Origin of the sequence: Levilactobacillus humaensis, assembly GCF_024345185.1 — a bacterium.
Lineage (GTDB): Bacteria > Bacillota > Bacilli > Lactobacillales > Lactobacillaceae > Levilactobacillus > Levilactobacillus humaensis.
In genome coordinates this window covers 1-18,371 of sequence record NZ_BROB01000037.1, presented here as the reverse complement: position 1 = coordinate 18,371, position 18,371 = coordinate 1, and the positions used below count along the sequence as shown (strand labels likewise).

19 protein-coding genes and 1 riboswitch are annotated in these 18,371 nt (G+C 51.0%); of the genes, 2 read left to right on the top strand and 17 right to left on the bottom strand.

Annotation, left to right across the window (positions count from 1 at the left end; genetic code table 11):
• Positions 1-96: 96 nt before the first annotated feature.
• Both OCU14_RS10185 and OCU14_RS10180 read right to left on the bottom strand, forming a co-directional pair.
• Complete coding sequence (locus OCU14_RS10185) at positions 97-768, bottom strand: GTP pyrophosphokinase (protein ID WP_261810941.1); 672 nt, start codon at positions 766-768, stop codon at positions 97-99.
• 12 nt (positions 769-780) lie between these two features.
• Positions 781-2,001: a multidrug efflux MFS transporter gene (locus OCU14_RS10180; RefSeq protein ID WP_261810940.1), complete on the bottom strand. Its 1,221-nt coding sequence runs from the start codon at positions 1,999-2,001 to the stop codon at positions 781-783.
• A 204-nt stretch (positions 2,002-2,205) separates the two neighbouring features.
• Here OCU14_RS10180 and OCU14_RS10175 point away from each other — a divergent pair, with 204 nt between their 5' ends.
• Positions 2,206-2,964 carry an NADP-dependent (R)-specific alcohol dehydrogenase gene (locus tag OCU14_RS10175; RefSeq protein ID WP_057878290.1) on the top strand — a complete coding sequence of 253 codons (759 nt, stop codon included), beginning with the start codon at positions 2,206-2,208 and terminating at the stop codon, positions 2,962-2,964.
• Between the two features lie 447 nt (positions 2,965-3,411).
• Here the strand turns inward: OCU14_RS10175 and OCU14_RS10170 are convergent, their stop codons facing one another.
• From OCU14_RS10170 to OCU14_RS10100, 15 genes are all read right to left on the bottom strand, one after another.
• The gene (locus OCU14_RS10170) at positions 3,412-3,792 is read right to left on the bottom strand and encodes a DUF1634 domain-containing protein (RefSeq protein WP_261810939.1); all 381 of its coding nucleotides are present in this window, start codon (positions 3,790-3,792) and stop codon (positions 3,412-3,414) included.
• The gene (locus OCU14_RS10165; RefSeq protein ID WP_125573206.1) at positions 3,792-4,637 is read right to left on the bottom strand and encodes a sulfite exporter TauE/SafE family protein; all 846 of its coding nucleotides are present in this window, start codon (positions 4,635-4,637) and stop codon (positions 3,792-3,794) included. The genes OCU14_RS10170 and OCU14_RS10165 overlap by 1 nt, the downstream gene beginning before the upstream one ends.
• Before the next feature lie 326 nt (positions 4,638-4,963).
• Complete coding sequence (locus tag OCU14_RS10160) at positions 4,964-5,821, bottom strand: LysR family transcriptional regulator (protein WP_261810938.1); 858 nt, start codon at positions 5,819-5,821, stop codon at positions 4,964-4,966.
• Positions 5,822-5,863: 42 nt separating this feature from the next.
• Positions 5,864-6,763, bottom strand: coding sequence for an alpha/beta hydrolase (locus OCU14_RS10155; protein ID WP_261810937.1), 900 nt, complete (start codon positions 6,761-6,763; stop codon positions 5,864-5,866).
• Complete coding sequence (locus OCU14_RS10150) at positions 6,753-8,048, bottom strand: PTS transporter subunit EIIC (RefSeq protein WP_261810936.1); 1,296 nt, start codon at positions 8,046-8,048, stop codon at positions 6,753-6,755. The genes OCU14_RS10155 and OCU14_RS10150 overlap by 11 nt, the downstream gene beginning before the upstream one ends.
• A gap of 741 nt (positions 8,049-8,789) precedes the next feature.
• Positions 8,790-9,170 carry a hypothetical protein gene (locus OCU14_RS10145; RefSeq protein ID WP_261810935.1) on the bottom strand — a complete coding sequence of 127 codons (381 nt, stop codon included), beginning with the start codon at positions 9,168-9,170 and terminating at the stop codon, positions 8,790-8,792.
• A gap of 26 nt (positions 9,171-9,196) precedes the next feature.
• Positions 9,197-9,586 (bottom strand): hypothetical protein, encoded by a 390-nt coding sequence (locus OCU14_RS10140; protein WP_261810934.1) that lies wholly within the window; start codon positions 9,584-9,586, stop codon positions 9,197-9,199.
• A 14-nt stretch (positions 9,587-9,600) separates the two neighbouring features.
• The gene (locus OCU14_RS10135; protein ID WP_261810933.1) at positions 9,601-9,909 is read right to left on the bottom strand and encodes a hypothetical protein; all 309 of its coding nucleotides are present in this window, start codon (positions 9,907-9,909) and stop codon (positions 9,601-9,603) included.
• Positions 9,902-11,206, bottom strand: coding sequence for a Y-family DNA polymerase (locus OCU14_RS10130; RefSeq protein ID WP_261810932.1), 1,305 nt, complete (start codon positions 11,204-11,206; stop codon positions 9,902-9,904). Before OCU14_RS10130 ends, OCU14_RS10135 begins: the two co-directional genes overlap by 8 nt.
• A 539-nt stretch (positions 11,207-11,745) precedes the next feature.
• Positions 11,746-12,402 carry a thiamine phosphate synthase gene (gene thiE / locus OCU14_RS10125; protein ID WP_261810931.1) on the bottom strand — a complete coding sequence of 219 codons (657 nt, stop codon included), beginning with the start codon at positions 12,400-12,402 and terminating at the stop codon, positions 11,746-11,748.
• 2 nt (positions 12,403-12,404) lie between these two features.
• Entirely contained in the window at positions 12,405-13,217 is an 813-nt protein-coding gene (gene thiD, locus OCU14_RS10120; RefSeq protein ID WP_261810930.1) for a bifunctional hydroxymethylpyrimidine kinase/phosphomethylpyrimidine kinase, read from the bottom strand.
• A 6-nt stretch (positions 13,218-13,223) separates the two neighbouring features.
• Positions 13,224-14,024, bottom strand: a complete 801-nt coding sequence (thiM, locus tag OCU14_RS10115; protein ID WP_261810929.1) for a hydroxyethylthiazole kinase — start codon at positions 14,022-14,024, stop codon at positions 13,224-13,226.
• A 107-nt stretch (positions 14,025-14,131) separates the two neighbouring features.
• Positions 14,132-14,238: riboswitch (TPP riboswitch) on the bottom strand.
• 47 nt (positions 14,239-14,285) lie between these two features.
• On the bottom strand, positions 14,286-15,122 hold the full coding sequence (locus OCU14_RS10110; protein ID WP_261810928.1) for an oxidoreductase: 837 nt from the start codon (positions 15,120-15,122) through the stop codon (positions 14,286-14,288).
• Positions 15,123-15,137: 15 nt separating this feature from the next.
• Positions 15,138-15,905 carry an ABC transporter permease gene (locus OCU14_RS10105; protein ID WP_125545044.1) on the bottom strand — a complete coding sequence of 256 codons (768 nt, stop codon included), beginning with the start codon at positions 15,903-15,905 and terminating at the stop codon, positions 15,138-15,140.
• Positions 15,902-16,555, bottom strand: coding sequence for an ABC transporter ATP-binding protein (locus tag OCU14_RS10100; protein WP_261810927.1), 654 nt, complete (start codon positions 16,553-16,555; stop codon positions 15,902-15,904). Before OCU14_RS10100 ends, OCU14_RS10105 begins: the two co-directional genes overlap by 4 nt.
• 237 nt (positions 16,556-16,792) lie before the next feature.
• Between OCU14_RS10100 and rlmD the strand changes: the two genes are divergently transcribed.
• A complete protein-coding gene (rlmD, locus tag OCU14_RS10095; RefSeq protein ID WP_261810926.1) occupies positions 16,793-18,238 on the top strand; it encodes a 23S rRNA (uracil(1939)-C(5))-methyltransferase RlmD in 1,446 nt (481 codons plus the stop codon).
• Positions 18,239-18,371 lie beyond the last annotated feature (133 nt).

Below are 18,371 nucleotides of genomic sequence, written 5' to 3'. Positions count from 1 at the left end.
GCTTCAAATCGAGCGAGAAGCCCAAAGGGCTGAAGCGTCCCCACAGCAGGCGTAATCCCTGGCAGCCGCAGGCGGCCACCCCCAACTTACCATCCACTAATCTTCCGAAACATCATTAGCCGCTCGGATCTGGTTCTTAATGGCATTCATATCCTGATCAAGCTGATGAACCAGCTGTGCCTTGGCCACTAATTCCTGCCGCAATTCATCCTGATGAGCCACGTCCTTCTTGTAGTTGAGTTCGTGTTCCAACGATGCCCAGAAATTCATCGCAATGGTTCGAATCTGAACCTCCACTGTAACCGCCTCGACCCCGGCATTCAGGAACACCGGCACGGCCAGAATCAAGTGTAGACTCCGATAACCATTAGCCTTGGGCTTGGTCACATAGTCCTTGCGTTTCAGGATTCGAATATCCGGTTGTTTCTCCAACCGCCGCTCCATCGCCACGATGTCGTCTTCAAATCTGACGATAATCCGAATACCAGCGATATCATGCATGTGATCCGGTAGCGTGTCCAGGTTGAAATCCAGGTGCTTACGCTGAACCTTCTCCAAAATACTCTCCGGCGACTTAATCCGTGACTGAAGGCTATCTACCAGCGAATGACCGTGTTGAATCTGGTATTCCTGATCCAAATAAGTAATCTTCGTCCGCATCACGCGCACGGCACTCTGGTAGAGCAACATTAACTGTCGAAACCGGTCAACCGCCGCCAACGAGGTCGGATCGGTTGGAAATGATGTGGGTAAATTTTCGTTTGCCATTGATGAATCCTCCTATGCGTGTTGCTGCCGAAATTGACGGATTTCTGGGACCAACCACCACAATAAGCCAAAGTTTACGAGTAACGTGATGGCCGTAAAAATAAAGACACCATTATAGTTAAAAATGTTGGCCACAACCCCACCGAAGAGGGAACCAAACATGCTACCTAACGCTTGAAAGGATTGATTCCAGCTAAACACCGTTCCAGTCAAGGACTGTGGCGAATTCTTAGTCAACAGGGTCTGGACAGCTGGGAACAATGCCCCATCCGAAACCCCGATCATGAACCGCAAGATCCCTAGTAACCAGACACTGCTGACGAATCCTTGTGGGAAGTACATGAGCACCGCGAAAACATAGCCAAAGACCAAAACACGACTGGTTCCGTGACGGTCACCGTACTCACCTAACTTAGGTGCTGCCAACAATGTCGATAGCCCTGGCAAGGCCGCAATGATCCCAGCAACCAAGGTAATCGGACCGGCGTTGTGCATCAACTGCTTCACGTAAAGACTAATAATGGGAGTAATGGAGTTGTTCCCCATTTGAATAATCATCGTTGAAACCAGTAATACCAGTATCAACTTTGGATTCTTGACCTGCTTCAGCCAACTCCCCTGTTGCGCCTGTTGGGTCCGGCTCACTGGTGTGAAGTGTTCATGCACGAGTGTCGCACTGAGGAAGAAGACAATAATTAAGAAGATCCCGGTCAGAATAAATGTCCAGCGAATCGAGAAAACCTGTGCCAGAATACCACCGAGAACTGGGCCAATCAGATTACCACTGACATAACCGGTCGTGAGAATTCCCAGTGCGTTACCACTCTTTTCCCGTGGCGTCTCCGATGCGATCAGAGCACTGGCATTGGGAATATAGCCGGCAAAGAACCCTTGCAAAAACCGCAGGCCAATGAGTTGCCAAATATTAGTCACAAACCCCATCAGCCCAATAACCACGGCCATCCCTAAGGAGGATCGCAACAACATCAGTTTTCGACCCTTTTGGTCCGCCAACTTACCCCATAACGGGGACACTAATGCAATCACGAAGAAGGTCACGGCATACGTGACCCCACTGTACATGGTCAGTTGGCCCTTAGTAAAGGTTCCCAAATCATCCACATATAACGATAAAAATGGCATGATTTCACTAAATCCCATGCCGGCTATGAAGGTTCCTAACCATAAAACGGCTAAATTTCGCCGCCATTGTTCTTTTTTTCGTGTGCCCACGATGTCAATCGCCTCTCTACTTTTTACCTCTCAAAACGCCTTGATACCCAGTTTAGCACACCTTTTTTGATCCCGAACTTTTAAGCCATTTAAAAAATAAATGAAAAAAATTTACAAAATGACTAGCATTTTTGATCGTTTTGTTACATAATAGAGCCATAGACATGTGACAACATTCACTTATACTTCAGGAGGTAATTACAGATGGCTCATCGTTTAGATGGTAAAGTTGCAATTGTTACGGGTGGTACTTTAGGAATTGGGTTGGCTGTTGCCAACAAGTTCGTTGAAGAAGGCGCCAAGGTTATGATTACTGGTCGTCACGCTGACGTCGGTGAAAAGGCAGCCAAGAGTGTTGGTGGCCCCGATGTTATCCAGTTCTTCAAGCACGATGCAACTGACGAAGACGGTTGGGTTAAATTATTCGATGCTACGGAAAAAGCCTTTGGCCCCGTATCAACTATCGTTAACAACGCCGGTATGGCCGTTAACAAGAGTATCGAAAACACGACTACTGCCGAATGGAAGCAACAATTAGCCGTTAACTTAGACGGTGTCTTCTTCGGTACCCGTCTTGGTATCCAACGTATGAAGAACAAGAACCTCGGTGCTTCAATCATCAACATGTCTTCAATCGAAGGCTTCGTTGGTGACCCTAACTTAGGTGCTTACAACGCTTCTAAGGGTGCCGTTCGGATCATGTCCAAGTCAGCCGCTCTTGACTGTGCCTTGAAGGACTACGATGTTCGTGTCAACACTGTTCACCCAGGTTACATCAAGACCCCATTAGTTGACGATCTTCCAGGTGCCGAAGCTGCTATGTCAGCTCGTACCAAGACCCCAATGGGCCACATCGGTGAACCTAACGATATCGCCTACATCTGTGTTTACCTTGCATCTAACGAATCCAAGTTCGCTACTGGTTCAGAATTCGTTGTTGATGGTGGTTACACCGCTCAATAAATCAATAATTTTAAATTTAAGGACGACCGTTCAATGCGGTCGCCCTTTTTCTTTCGGCTTTAATTGAATGGTTAAAGGTGACCGCCTGCGGCTGTCAGGGATTCCGCCTGCTGTGGGGACGCTTCAGCCTGGGACCCGGGCTTCTCGCTCGCTTTGAAGCCCCGCCAGAAACGCGGGTCTTCAAAGTCGCCCGTAGCGTAAGGCCGAGCAAGTCACTCGGTCTAACGCTACCACCACGGCCGGCTCCATCCCTGACCTCCTCCGGCTAGGATCCATTGCTATCAATTACTAGCTGTTTCGTACGTTCCAACAATGTAACCTTTGAATTGGCCAATAATATTGTTTCAAGTGGTCCATTCAATCATTCATTTCTGAATTCAGCTAAATCAATCAGCGTATATAGAAAAAGCGTTGGCAAATTTCTTCGCCAACGCCACAAATTCAAATTTAATCGCCATGAACCCCAATGAACAGGGCAAAAAGTAAGATGAACAGAACCAAAGTCGTGATCGCCACGTACAGGTGGTCCCGCTCCTTATAGAACGCGTAAATAGAAACCACCACCCGTAGAACGGGCGTCAAAATCAGGCAGTACGTGCCCAACATCATAATGGCATAGGCCTTGAGATGCCAAGTGCCGACCAGGATCGCCCCCATACTCAGCGGCATGGTACTTCCGGGATAACCGGATTGACCCGTTACCAGAAAGATGACTAACCCAATCAACATCACAATGGCGGAAACGATGACCCCGACCTGAAGGATTCGATCAATAATCGTTTCAACTTGTGCCATTTCTTTAGCTGTCGCTGTTTGTTTTTCTTGCATTAGAAGTGAACCCCCAATCCCTTAAAGAGCATCTGTAGCCCGATATAGAGAATAATCGGAATGAACACGATTCGAATCCAACGGGAAGGCAAGATCTGCATGACCCGTGAGCCAATGACGGCCCCGCCCAGGATTCCCAGCGCCATTGGCACGGCAATACCAGGCAAAATGGACCCGTTAAAGAAGTACACCGTGGCACTGGCTGCCGCGGTAACCCCCATCATTAGGTTAGATGTCGAGCTCGATGGCTTTAACGGCATCTTCATGAAGGTATCCATCGCCATCACCTTGAAGGCTCCGGAACCGATTCCCAGTAAGCCGCTGGCCACGCCGGCTCCAAACATCACGGTAAATCCAGCCGGCACATTTTCAACTTGGTAGTCGACATTTTTCATTTCGGCCTTGTCGTAATACGTTCCGTTAAGCTTCAGCTTCGTCGCAATCCGATCGGGCTCGACGCGTTGGAGCACTTCCTGCCCGCGTCGTAACTTGCGGTACATGTTCCACCCAGAGAATACCAGCAGGCACCCGAACAACAGGTACAGGTACTTGGGATCTAAGACCCCGGTCAGTAAAGCCCCCGTAATAGCCCCGGTAGTCGTCGCAATTTCCAGGAACATTGCCACTCGTAAGTTCAACACGTTGTCTCGTAAATAGGCAATTGTCGACCCCGAACTGGTCGCAATGACAGCGATAATGCTGGCCCCAATGGCATATTTAATATTTAGACCCATTCCCAGGGTCAGGATGGGCGTAATAATCATCCCGCCGCCGATGCCCAGAATGGATCCAGCGATCCCAGCAAAGATGCCGACCCCCATCATAATTAAAGCTGTTTGGATCATGATTTCAAATTCCTCCTCGTCAATCAATCTACGCCCTTGATTATCAACTTTTATTGACCCCGAGGCAAGCCGGTGTGACGGGCTAGCCGACGATTCGAAGAATTTTTTTCACAATAACTAATCCTAATATTAAAGCATTTATATTGAGCGTTCTTTTATTTTGTGATTAATTATTCAATGGCTTATTTCCAACTTTGAGCACAATCCTTAGTTGACCGTCGCTTTAAAACCGTGATACCACTTGAAATAAAACGGTTACAGACAAACACGGCACTCCCATACAAAATAAATATGGGAGCGCCGCGTAATTTGTATTTCAGATATGGTTAATAACTGTCGATGAAACGTTGAACCAGCGGACTGGGTTCACGGTTGGCTGGCCAGACAACCTGGAGCGTCGTGCGCCAAGCCCGATAGTTTATCGGATAAATGGCGGTCTGCGCCCCACTGATCTGCTCGGCTACGGAACGGGGAACCAGTGCGACCCCCATCCGGGCCTCCGCCCACTGAACGGCCGTCCGGGCATCATCACAGGTACAAGCGATGAAGGGGGTCAGATCCTTCTCAGCAAAAGTCGTTTCAAAGATGTGGGTGAAGCGCCGATAGATAATCAGTGGCACCTGCGCCACGTCTTCAACCCGTAACGTTGTCGTTTGAAAGTGATCGTACTTGTGGGGAATGACCGCCACCATGGACTCGCTGGCCAACGGCTTACTAGCCAGATCTGGGGCACTGAAGGGCGTCCGGACAATGGCCACGTCGATCAGCCGCTTTCGCAACTGGTCTAACAGGCCATAGGTGTTGTCCTCCACCAAGCGAATCTGAAGTTTGGGATAGTGCCGCGTCAACGTCTGTAGCTTGGCGTTGGGCGTGGCCCCGATGGATGAGGACACCATCCCCACGGCTAACGTTCCCGCTAGCCCCTGCCCCAGGGCCTTAACCTGGCTATCGGCCTGGGCCCGCAGATCCAGTAACTGTTGGGCATAGTCTTGCAGAAGTTGGCCCGCCGGCGTTAACGTCACGCCATTGACGGAACGATTGAACAGGGTCACCCCCAGTTCCGTTTCCAGCTGTTTAATCTGATAACTGAGCGGTGGCTGGGCAATGTGTAACTGCTGCGCCGCTGCGGTAATTTGACCGGTCTGCGCCACCGCCAAAAAATAAGTGAGTTGCCGAAAATTCACCACCATCACATCCGTTTCGTTTTACGATCATTATACCAAAGTCTATGGTAGACCCGTTTCACCGGGATCCGAGCTTGCATTCCGCGACTGTTTAGTCGGCGGCGTGTAGCGATCCTTGGCAGGTAAGACTTCTTGTAAGATGTACTGTCGAATCAGGAGGACGATCTGCCGATTCTGTGGCAGATCCGAGTGGGTCGTATTATCCCCGGTCACAATGATCTGGGTATAATGCGCGACCTGATTTTGAAAGACGTACTTGCCTTGATTGACACTATTCGCGGGAACCGTCCCATCACTTGAATAGGTCTCGGAACCAGCAACGGAGTAGACTGTCAGCTTCTTTGGTAGATTTTTGCGACCATCAATCAGATCTTTTAAAATCGCCGTTTGTGTCGTGGTGCTATCCGTTTCCATGTTATATGGCGTGGCAATCGTCATGAGTTTGTCGGCCGTGACCGACTTGATTTTAGGTAAATAATCTTCCATGAATAGACTCAAAACTAGTCCACCATTGGAGTGCCCCAACGCAGAGAAGTGGTTAAAACGATAGGTCTTGGTTAAATCCTTAAAGGCCAGATTCAACCAGGCTGCTTGCTTCACAATATTTGAATAGCCATCCCGATTATTCTCAAACGCAATCACGATGAAGGGCTGATTATCCCCCCGCTTGATACTCCCGGTATAGGATAACTGGCCATCTTCCATGACCTTAACCTTCAGAACACTGTGCGGCACCTTAGTTTCTTGCCGCAACTGCGTAATCAAGGTGTCAAATCGGTCCTGACTCGCACTCGACCCCGGCACCATAATAATGGGATTCAACGGGGTCCGATAATCTGATTTATATTGGCTAATCCGCTTGGATAGCCAGGCTTGACTAGGGATAAAGACTGCCACGATGACAATCACTAAGATTAGCCAGCGCCACCAATTATGCCGCATGGTCCGCACCCCCTTCCAAGTTCAACAACCGGACGAATGGCAGGTAAATGAGGACGGACAAAACCAAACAGAACAAGCTCAAGGCCAACGCTCGCCAGTCACCGCCCGTGCCTAGAAAGGCCACGAGAGGTCCCGGGGTGGTCCGTGGAACGGGATAAACGATCGGTGGCACCAATTTCCACGAAATCGCGGTCCACGCCACGGCAATATTAACCGCCGGTGCTAGGACAAACGGAATCAACAAAATAGGATTGAAGAGCACGGGCAACCCCAACAAGGTGGCTTCGTTAAGGTTCACCAAATTAGGCAGTAGCGTCTGCCCGGCCACGCGGCGGTAACGCGCCTGATGCGACCCGATCCCGATGGCAATAAGCAAGGCTAGCGTCATTCCGGCACCCCCAAAGTTTGCGTAGGCGTCACCTAAGGTATGTAAAGTAATGGGATGTGGTGCGCCCCAACCTGAACCGTGTTGGACCGCATATGCCAGATTCTGAAGCGAGGTCACCGAGCTATTTCCGGCGACATCAATGGGCCCGATCAGGCCTAACCACCACAGACCGTTACTGATAGCCGTCACCACCAGAATCCGTAGGCCGTGATGTCCCAGATTGGTATTTAAGGCCTGAAAAGTCAGGTAAACCAAGGTGTTTAAGCCCCCGGTATTCAGCCAACTCAGGGCGTACCCGATGCTAACCGTGACCAAGAGAATGAGGCTGAGCGGGATCGCAATCCGGCCTGTCCAGGACAGTGGTGTTTGGCGATGGGCCAGCCACCAGCGACCGAGGAACTTCATCAGGTGACTCGCTCCCCACCCGACCGTCAGACCGACGACGATCGCCAGAAAGATCCCTTGTGGTCCCAAGTTACCCTCAAGAAATTGCGACGGACCGGTGGCGCTATTTCGATTGGGGTCTCCCAGGGCGACGTAATTCACGTTGAGTGTCAGAAAAGCCAACGCACTGGTCATCCCCACCGCTAAGGCGTCGGACTGATAGGTTCGGGCTAAGTAGTGTCCCGTGGTGAACGCCACCATAACGGCCACCAACCCATTAATCACGATACTAATTGCTTGAATCAGCTGTTGCCACAAGTCCACGGCTGGTAGCCACTGCTTCACATGGTAAATTTGATAGAAAAAACCCGTCTTCGTCAGCCAACCCTGGCCAAAAAAGTCGAGCAAGGCCATCACTAAAATAAACGGGTAGGCCACCCGCAAGGCTTCCGTGATGGCGCGCATGGCCCGCCATTGGTTGATTCGTTGGTTAAAACGCCATAATGCCCGCATTGTAACTCCCCCTAAAACACTTTGGTCGGGTTGCCAATAGTTACGATTGTTCGCAACAATTATCGTCAACTGCCGACCAAGACTTTTTCGCGTGACCATCAAGGCCCACGCACCCGTTCACTTTGTTTTCATTATACGATTTTCACGGAACAATGGACGCCTCAACACTTATAAATTTTGTTATATTCGGTCCAAATCGTGCTAATAAGTTAAACGAAACACTGCTCAAATGGCAGTCGCAATGTTATACTGGCCCCGAGACGAACTGATTGTCTGACCAGTTCGTCTGGCATAACCTACCATAACTTAATCTCCACAAAAGAAGCCACCGGGATCTCTCGGTGGCTTCTTCTCGTTTACGATGATTTTAATCATCTGTATTTTTTACTTGTCAGGTAGTCAGAAGTCCCAGCTAGGTGGTGGTGCCGTAGGGCTGGAACGTCATGGCCAGTCAAGTGAAACGACACCGCTGATCCTTCTGTCCAACCACCTTCCGGCTCGATCCCAGTCCTTCGAAATTAGCTATCAACCATCGTTTTTAAAAACGGAGATCATCTGAAATTGATAACAATCTATCTCAGCCGGAGGTCGGTGCTGGCGGGGCTCAGTGGTGTCGTTTGTCTAGCGGGAGAAAGGCCGAGCTTGAAGCCCTTCGTTCTTTGAAGGGCTTCAAGTCGTGCCCACGACGTTCCAGCCCCGACAGCACCGGCCGGGAGGCGCGGTTAATCACATTCTGCATTTTTAGTTCCGACCCAAGTAATGAAAATCCGGATCGCGGCCCTCACGGTAACAGGCAAATGACGCCGTGAGTTCGTTATGGAAAGTCACTAAAATCGCTGGTGTTGCCCAGGTAGAAGCCGCCCAAAAGACGGTGTCATCTGGCTCACGATTGTCATTCGGGTAGCGGTAATAGCCTAACTTCTCATCCCAAATGGTACCTTGGGTATTGAGCCAGTCCTCGGCCAAACCGGCCTGGACAACTGCTATGACGTCCTGATTATCCCGAATCAGGGCTGCCAACTTATTCCAGTCTAATTGCCAATCATGTTCCTTAGGGGACTGTCCTCGCGTGCCTAGTGGTGTGTGACGCAACGCAATCGGCTTCAGATCAACAAAATCCATCTGATCAACCTCCTCGTTTTCCCCCATCATACCGCATCCCCGGTTGACACGCAGCGGATGGCGGCCAATTGCAAAGACCGGTAGCGCCCGGACGCTAACCGAATCACAATTTGGTCCTCATCGACCCCTGCGACTTGACCATCGATCGTCACCGCCACTTGGTTGGCATCCCATACGTTTAGTTGGAGATGTACCGACTGCTTATGCCGCCAAGCACTGGCTAAACGGCGACTAACTTCATCTGGTGTTTGTTGCGGCCTCAGGGCCTCCACCTGTTCGGCCGCATGCATCTTCGCCAATGCACTCGTGTGATCTGACAGATAGAATCCGCCCCACTTCAACATGCCGCGATCGTGATAGTCCCGCTGGAAAAAGTCATTGGCCATTCGGTCATTATCCACATGATGTAAATGCATGGCCCTTCACTTCCTCAGCGGATCCACCGTTGGCTCTCTGGCCAACGGACACGACCAAAATTAACAAAATTAAGCGATAATTGTGTGTGCTTCTTCAACGCCCCCACAATCTTTTCCAAGATAGCTAAATCCGTCGTGTGCACGGTGTGCAAGGGAATCGACCGCTCACGATGATTCTTACGACGAATATCTAAGAAGAAGTTAAAGGCCGAACCATACTGATTATTCACCACGTCAATCCGATACTGACAGTGCCACTGCGCCGTAAACAAGGGATCCAGTCTCGTCGCAATGACATCTGCCTCCTGATCACAATTAATCAAAACTATTCCCCCCATTATGGCCACCAACCAGTGATGCCCGCCGCAACATCGTCCCGCCAGGCATCAGACTGCTGGCCGGAATGACTGCGGTCTTCCCGAATTTATCACGTAGCTCATCAAGGACTCGGTCAAACTGATCGTTTTTAATCTGTCGTTCGGGTTCTTGAAATAGATCCAACTGAAGATTTTGAGAATGGCTGAGGCGCGAGAGTCCCACCCAAATATTTCGCACCGGTTGGTCGGCCCAGTTTTTCCGAAAAAGATGGAGGAGAGTCGCCACAATCGTCTGGGCATTATCGGTAGGCGCAATCCGACAAGAATGATCGAACCCGGTCCGCCCATCGTTCTCCGTATCGGCACGGGCAAAACCAACATACAGGCTGACACAGCCGGCCTGCTGACGATGATGCCGCATCCGTGAGGTGACCTGTTGGCCAATCTCTCTAATCACCAACTCAATCTCGGCCTGTGCGCGATAATCTCGGGGCAAGACCTGTGAGTTACTCCAGCTCTTCTCCTTGGGTGGTCGCACCTGATGCAGCTGGCTGCGATCGATACCCCAGGCCAACGCAAAGAGTTGGGCCCCGATCATGCCCATCTCGGATCGCAACTCATAAGGATTCACATGAGCCAGGTCATCCATACTGTGAATGTCCAGTCGCTCCAGATGGGCGGCCGTGCGATGGCCAATACTCCAAACCTTCTCCAAGTTAGTGATTGGCCAGATATGTTTAGGGAACGAGTCGTAAGTTAGTCGCCCAATCAGCTCGTGATCATGTTTGGCCTGTAAGTCCAATGCCAACTTGGCCTGAATTGGATTCTCACCGATTCCAACCGTCGTATAGAGTCCCAGCTCGTGACGAACCTTCAATTGAATGCGCCGGGCCACCTCTTCCGGAGTCTTACCGAATAATCGCCAGGAATGGGTCATATCTAAGATCGATTCGTCAATTGAATAGGGAAACAGATCGTCATCCGTCACAAACTGACGAAAGATCTTATTGATTTCCAGATTTTTTTGAATGTACAAATTCATTCGGGGAGGGACAACTAAAATTCGTGGATCATCGGGAACCTCATACTGCCGCGAGACGTTACTAATGCCGAACTCTTTCTTGGCCATTGGCGATGCCGCCAACACCAGCCCACTCCCCGTGTTGTCCGCTTCCGACATTACAATCAGGACAGACTCTAAAGGATTTAGTCCTCGTTCCATGCTCTCAACACTGGCATAGAAAGATTTGTTATCAATCATTAGGAACATCCCATGCGGTTCTTGTTGGTAATCCATCGCCATCACCTCCCATCAATGATTGCTTTTATTATACGAACGTTTGTTCGATAGTGCAAGCATATTTTAAAAAAAGTTCATTGATGACGGGTAACCTTCAAAACATCTCACACTTCTCAACGGGTCGCCAAAATCAGTCTCACCCTGTAAACTAGTTCACCTAACAAACCGCTAGCGAGCCACTCACAGTTCAGCCCCTAAATTCTCCGACAACTTAATTAAATTTGTTTCGGCGATCAGGTAGCTTTTACCGCACCAACGTGTTAGAATGTACTTGTGAAGTTAGCCCTAGTCAACTAGCTTCCTCAACTTTAAAAACAAGAACAGTCTTGCCGCACTTAAAAACGGTTAGACTGTTCTTGTTTTTTGGTTAGAAATTAATTTGTTACAGGCATGTTACAGTTGCATAGAAGTGTAACTAAAATCTTATTGTTATCAATCGCTATACATATGTGTTTCAAACGTGTTCGGGTTCACGAACACGTGCTACCACAAAGGACGGTCGGAATTCTTCCGACCGTCCTTTATTTTATTAAGAAAATGATTTAATTAGTGGCAAATGCCTGGCGCATCTGTGCCACATCTCTTACGGGATCTGTACTTCGGGTCAGCAGCGTAATCACCGCCGCTCCAGCCGCACCTGTTGCCGCCACTTCGGACATCGTCTCCACCGTGAGACCACCGATGGCGACGACCGGAACGTGAGATTGATCGACTAATTTGGCTAAGCCTGCCGTCCCAATTACCGGATCGGCATCCGCCTTCGAGGTCGTCGGAAAGATGGGGCCACTCCCCAGGTAGGCAATTCCGGCCACTTGGTTCGCCGCCGCAACTTCCTCGGCCGTCGAACATGACAGCCCCACGAACATGTCGCGCGGTTTGACCGCGTCCAAGACCTGCTGAACCCCGTCGTCACTTTGAACGACATGAATGCCATCGGCATGTAGCGTCAGAGCTAGGTCCACGTCGTCATCGACGATAAAGGGTACGCTCGCCACACGACACTGTTCCCGCAGATCGCGACCTAAGGCAACCCGCTCCGTTGCCGTTAAGGTGCTAGTTCCCTTGTCTCTGAACTGAAAGGCCGTGATTCCGGCCTTAAGCATGGTGGCGAGTACCTCTCGCAGATCTTGATCAGGCACATCTTGACTGCCCGCCACAAAATAAGCTCTTAATAATCCTGATTCAAACGTTACTGACATCGCTATTCAGCGCCTCCTTGCCGATATGCCCAATGATTCAGTGGGCCATGACCGTTACCAACCGCAATTGGATGAACGATTGCCGCAGTCACAAATTTCTTGGCGATTCGAATTGCCGTTTCAAAGTCTTGGCCCTTGGCCAGTTCGGCCGTAATGCAAGACGACAGGGTGTCTCCCGTCCCGTGAGTCCGAACCGTTTCAACTCGTGGCGCTTCCAGCCAAAATGATCGGCCGTCCATGAGTAACACAAAGTCGCGAGCAACCTTGGCATCCCCGTGACCGCCCTTAATCACAATGTTCTTGGCTCCCAAATCCTGCAGGGCCACCGCCGCAGCTTCCATATCTGTCTCATCGGCAATCGTCATCCCCGTCAACCGTTCGGCCTCCGGTAGATTTGGTGTTAACACATCAGCCAACGGAATAAGCTCATCACGAACCGTTTCCACGGCGTCGTCGGCCAGTAAGGCCGCGCCACCCTTGGCAATCATGACGGGATCAACCGTTAACGGTCCGAAATCAAACTTTTTCAAATTTTCCACAACGCCGTGAACGTGGCTGGCATCCGCCAACATCCCCGTCTTGCAGGCCCGAATCTTCAGGTCTGCCGCCAGTGAGGCAAATTGTTCATCAATTAGCTTTTGGGGGAGTGCCATGAAGTCCTGAACCCCTAAGGTATTCTGTGCGGTCACAGCAACAATCACGGCGGTCCCAAAGACGTTGCGCTCCTGCATCGTCTTGAGATCGGCCATCACACCGGCTCCGCCCCCACTGTCTGTCCCCGCGATCGTTAGGGTCTGTGGAAATTCATTTGCCATACTACCTCATCCCTTCTCCAACTGGTAAGCCGCGATCCCTTCAATCTCGGCCACCGTTGTCATTTGTAACCCATCCATTAAATGAACGGTAAAACTACCCGCAGCTACTTGTGGCTGCCGCTGAACCACTAACTGACCGATGGCCGCGAAGACCAGGCAGGCCGTTTGGGCCGCTTCAAAATAATCCGAAGTCACGGCGCAGAAAGCCGCAACGATACTTGATAGCATATCGCCGGATCCCACGTGAACCTGGAATAATGGCGTCCCATTCGTCACTTTAACCACGCGCTCGCCATCGGTAATGATGTCGGTCGGTCCTGAAAGAATGACGACACAGGCTAACTTTTGGGCACAAGCCGTAGCGATGGCGACAAGATCCCCGTCACCCTCACCGGCATCGATACCTTTCGCCTGCCACGCCACACCGGCTAAGGCCGCAATCTCACCGGCATTTCCCCGAATCACATCTGGATGGAAATCGGTTAGCAGCCCCTCAGCAACCTCTCGCCGATAGGCAATCGCCCCGACCGCTACCGGATCAATCACGAGCGGCTTGTGTTGCTGATTGGCGATCCGACCCACGGTACGAATCTGCTCGATTTGTCCCTGCGTAAACGCCCCCAGGTTCAAGCAGACGGCTCCGGCTAAGCCGACCATTTCTTCGGCTTCGGCAACCTCTTCGGACATAATGGGTGACGCCCCCAAGGCATTCAACCCATTCGCCACGTCCTGAACCGTGACAAAATTCGAAATATTAAACACAATTGGATTCTGTTGACGCAGCGTTTCTAGCAAGGCTAATTTCATAAGTCTTGTTCCCCCTTAGGTCTGATCGGGCCACTCCTTACAACCCGATCCTTAGGGATCTAAAAAACGGGTCACCAGCTCACAATGTGGGTGAACCGGTGACCCGTTACGGTATCACGACACATTCCCTTCGCAAGTGTGAACTTGACAGGTTCCAAGGGATCGCGTGCGACACGCATCTCAGCCCAACTCGTGGACACCCCTAGTGTTCTGGTTACTTCCAGCATAACAGGAAATACCCAATCGTCAACGCTTCTTAGATTACCGGATGACTTGTTTGGCAGCCATACTAATTAATCCCCACATCCGATCGATGGTTCGATCCGAGAGGAACCGCCGAACAAATAAAATCTGACTTCCATCCCCAGCTGAGTAACGGGTCTTTGGCCGCCGCGACAAGGCAGCGCGGTCCACCAATCTAGCAATCACACGCGGTTCACTGGAAAAACGTTTAACCACCTGTAAAATCCGTCCGGCATCCGCGGCAGCCTCTTGATAGGGACCGTGCGCAGAAGTTTGCTTCAGGTGATCGGTGGCAATATCTGCCCAGGCCGACTTGATTGCCCCGGGCTCAATGACTGCCACATGGATGCCCTTAGGCGCTAACTCTAACCGGAGGGTGTCTGAGAGTCCCTCTAAGGCAAACTTAGACGCGACATACCATCCAGCTAAGGGTTGGGCTACTTTGCCGTCTACCGACGTCACATTGATAATCCGGCCGGCATGTTGCTGGCGCATCATCGGTAACACTGACTGAATCAACCGGGCTACCCCAAAGAGGTTGACCGCAAATTGATCTTCGGCCTGTTCCAGGGGAACGTCTTCTACCGCTCCCATCAGGCCATACCCGGCGTTGTTAACCAGGATATCAATTCGACCAGTCTCACTGACAATCCGGTTGACCACGGACTCCACACTCTTCGCGTCCGTCACGTCTAGCGCCAGCGTCGTGATGCCCAAATCATCCAGATCATTCATGCGGCTAACTCGCCGAGCCCCCGCATAAACGGTAACGCCATTTCGATGGAGACTCCGAGCGATGGCATTGCCAATCCCCGATGACGCTCCAGTGACCAGTGCTACTTTTCGATGTGTCATAAGTTTTACACCCTCCTAATTTGATGGAACTTGTAACTGCTTGCGTTCGTTATAAAAACCGCGGTAGGCCCAGTAACAGGCCAGAACCGAGCCAATACTGGTGGCCGACATCAGCATGAACGTCACCATGATTTGATACTTGATGGCTCTGACCGGATCGACGCCGGCAAAGATTAACCCGGACATCATCCCCGGCAGACTCACGATTCCCACTGTTTTAGCGGAATCAATCGTGGGCTGCATCCCCGTCTTGATGCTGGCCCGAACGATGTCTCGCGAGGCATCCTTCAGATCGGCGCCTAAAGCTAACTTCTCCAGGACTGCCTGCCGCTCCTGCTTGAATTGCGCATTGAGGTTGCGGTAACACAACCCTATCGCCACCATGGAATTCGAGGCAATCATGCCGGAGATCGGAATCATTTGCGACGGGATAAATTTGATCGCTCCCGCCAGCATCAAGACACCCAGTGTGACGCCGGTACTGATGAGGATCGCGCCGACGGAAATGGGCAGTGCCTTCGGAATGCCACCGCTCCGTTGCTTGGCGTTATAACCGGCGTTAAAAATAATAATGAAAATCAAGATAGCCGTTAGCCAGATGTTGGCAATTCGAAAGACATACTTCAGCAGGTACCCCACCACAAAGAGTTGGATGACGGCCCGCACGACGCCGATAATCATATCGCGATCAATGCCTAACTTTTCCTTCCAGCCGATCGCTAGAGCAATCATGACCAACCCCAACGCCAGCACCAGAGATTGATTATTTACCGCTAGATTCATGAGGCACCTCCTGGAACGACTTGACCGTCAACAATGGTGACCAACCGTTTAGCCGCCGTTATCTCGGATTGGTCATGGGTGATTGTAAGAATCGTAATCCCATCGTCTTGGTTAAAATGATCGATTAAGGACCAGACGAATGCCTTGTTCTCGGCGTCCAAGCCTGCTGTCACCTCATCCAAGATCAACACTTCGGGGTAGATTATGACGTTACGAAGCAAGGCTACCCGTTGGCGTTGCCCCCCTGAGAGGTCGATCACGGCCTTATCCAAATCAGTCGCCGCAAGCCCCACGTATTCGAGTGCCGTGACCGCTCGTTGTTCATCGAAGGGCAGTTGCCGAATCTGATACGGAAAGGCCAGGTTATCTCTGACCGTTTCCCCAAACAACGTGGGCTGTTGAAAACCATAGGAGACGCGTCGCCGATAGGCAATCGGATCGTAACTGTCGATCGGCTGTCCATCAAAGGTCAAGTCGCCACTGGTCCGACTCAAGAGTGACGCAATAATCCGCGCCAAAGTGGACTTTCCACTACCGGATGGTCCGGCAAAGGTGACCCACTCGCCAGCGTCAATGTTCAGACTGATGTCGCGTAAAATCTGCTGTTTCCCCACTTGATACCCCACGTTTTTCAAGGTCAATAGGCTCACTGTTAGCGCCCCTTCCGCATAAAAGTCGTTGCATACCATTATTGTACTCAAATCCTACAGCCTTGCCTATGGAAGCGACTTCATTTTCATCAAAAATTCACGGCCTCCCGAGACCCCCTAAAGTTTGGTATAATGTTCAGGACCGTACTCATTCGGTAACGTGGCTTTTAGCCACCTTAAGCAGATCAATTCAATGGCGATTTAGCCGTCACTCAAGACAACTCTATAGGAGAAAATATGGCAAATTACGATTCACGAAATCATTCTAATCAGTACCATCAAAACAACCGGCGACCACGTCAGGAAGAACCTAGCGTCCAGGTTGAGGTTGGCCAACGCTTTCCGTTAACCATCAAGCGCATGGGGATCAACGGGGAAGGCATTGGTTATTACAAGCGGATGGCCGTCTTCATTCCCGGTGCTTTGACCGGCGAAGAAGTCGTTGCCGAAGTAACCAGTGTCGCCCAACGCTTCTTACGCGCTAAGATTCACCGGATTCGTTTGGCTAGCCCACACCGGGTTGAACCCCGCGACAGCTATGCCGATGAGGTCGGTGGTTTTGAATTGGAACACTTGGCCTACCCCGAACAACTGAAATTCAAGTGCGACATCGTCAGTCAGTCGCTGGAACGGTACCAACCAGTGGGCTTTAAGCACTTCGACCTCCGCCCAACTTTAGGCATGGCCGATCCTTACGGTTACCGTAACAAGGCGCAGTTCCAAGTTCGTCGCAACGCCGACGGCCAGATCGAAGCCGGTCTGTACGCCGAACGGAGCCACGACCTGGTCGATCTCCCAACCTGTTCCGTTCAAATGCCGGTCGTGATGACGGTCATGCGAGCCGTCGTTGCCATGCTCCAAGATTTGGACATGCCCATCTACGATGAAGAACAGGGATCGGGTATCGTAAAGACCCTGGTTGTCCGGGCCGCCGCCAACACCGACGACGTGCAACTGGTCTTCATCACCAACTCACAAAAATTACCCCGTAAACGCGAACTGCTGGAACGGATCGCTAAGGAACTTCCTCAAGTCACTTCCGTTATGCAAAACGTTAACCCCGGCAAGACGTCACTAGTTTGGGGCGAGGAAACCAAGCATTTAGCTGGCGCTGAGGCCATCACCGAAAAGCTGGATGGCTTGTCCTTCAAGCTTTCTGCGCGGGCCTTTCTCCAACTCAATCCCGCTCAAATGGAAGTGCTGTACGCCGAAGCCAAGAAGGCCTTGGACTTACAACCTGGTGAAACGGTCGTCGATGCCTACTCTGGTATCGGGACGATCGGACTGTCACTAGCCGACGTCGCCGAAGAAGTTCGGGGGATGGATGTCATCCCCGAAGCCGTCGACGATGCCAATGCCAACGCCGAAGCCAACGGTATCACCAACGCCCACTATGAAGTGGGAACGGCCGAAGACCTCCTGCCTAAGTGGATCATGACTGGCTTCCATCCGGATGCTATCGTGGTTGATCCGCCCCGCACCGGTCTTGACGACACGCTGATCGATACCATCTTAGCGGTTCGTCCACCAAAATTGGTTTACGTTTCCTGCAACCCATCTACTCTGGCCAAGGACTTAGTGGCGTTAGTACACGACTACCACGTCGACTACATTCAGTCGGTTGACATGATGCCGCAGACTGCCCGTTGTGAAGCCGTCGTGAAACTCACCCGGCGTCAATAGATTAATAGGCAGGTCCCGGTTTTCGTGTTAGACTTTTAACTAACGATAAATTGGTTTGGGAGATTGCAAGAATTATCCGAACACTTATTAGAACCTCATCTGTTCCCAGAAGACCTCTAATGGTGTACGCCAA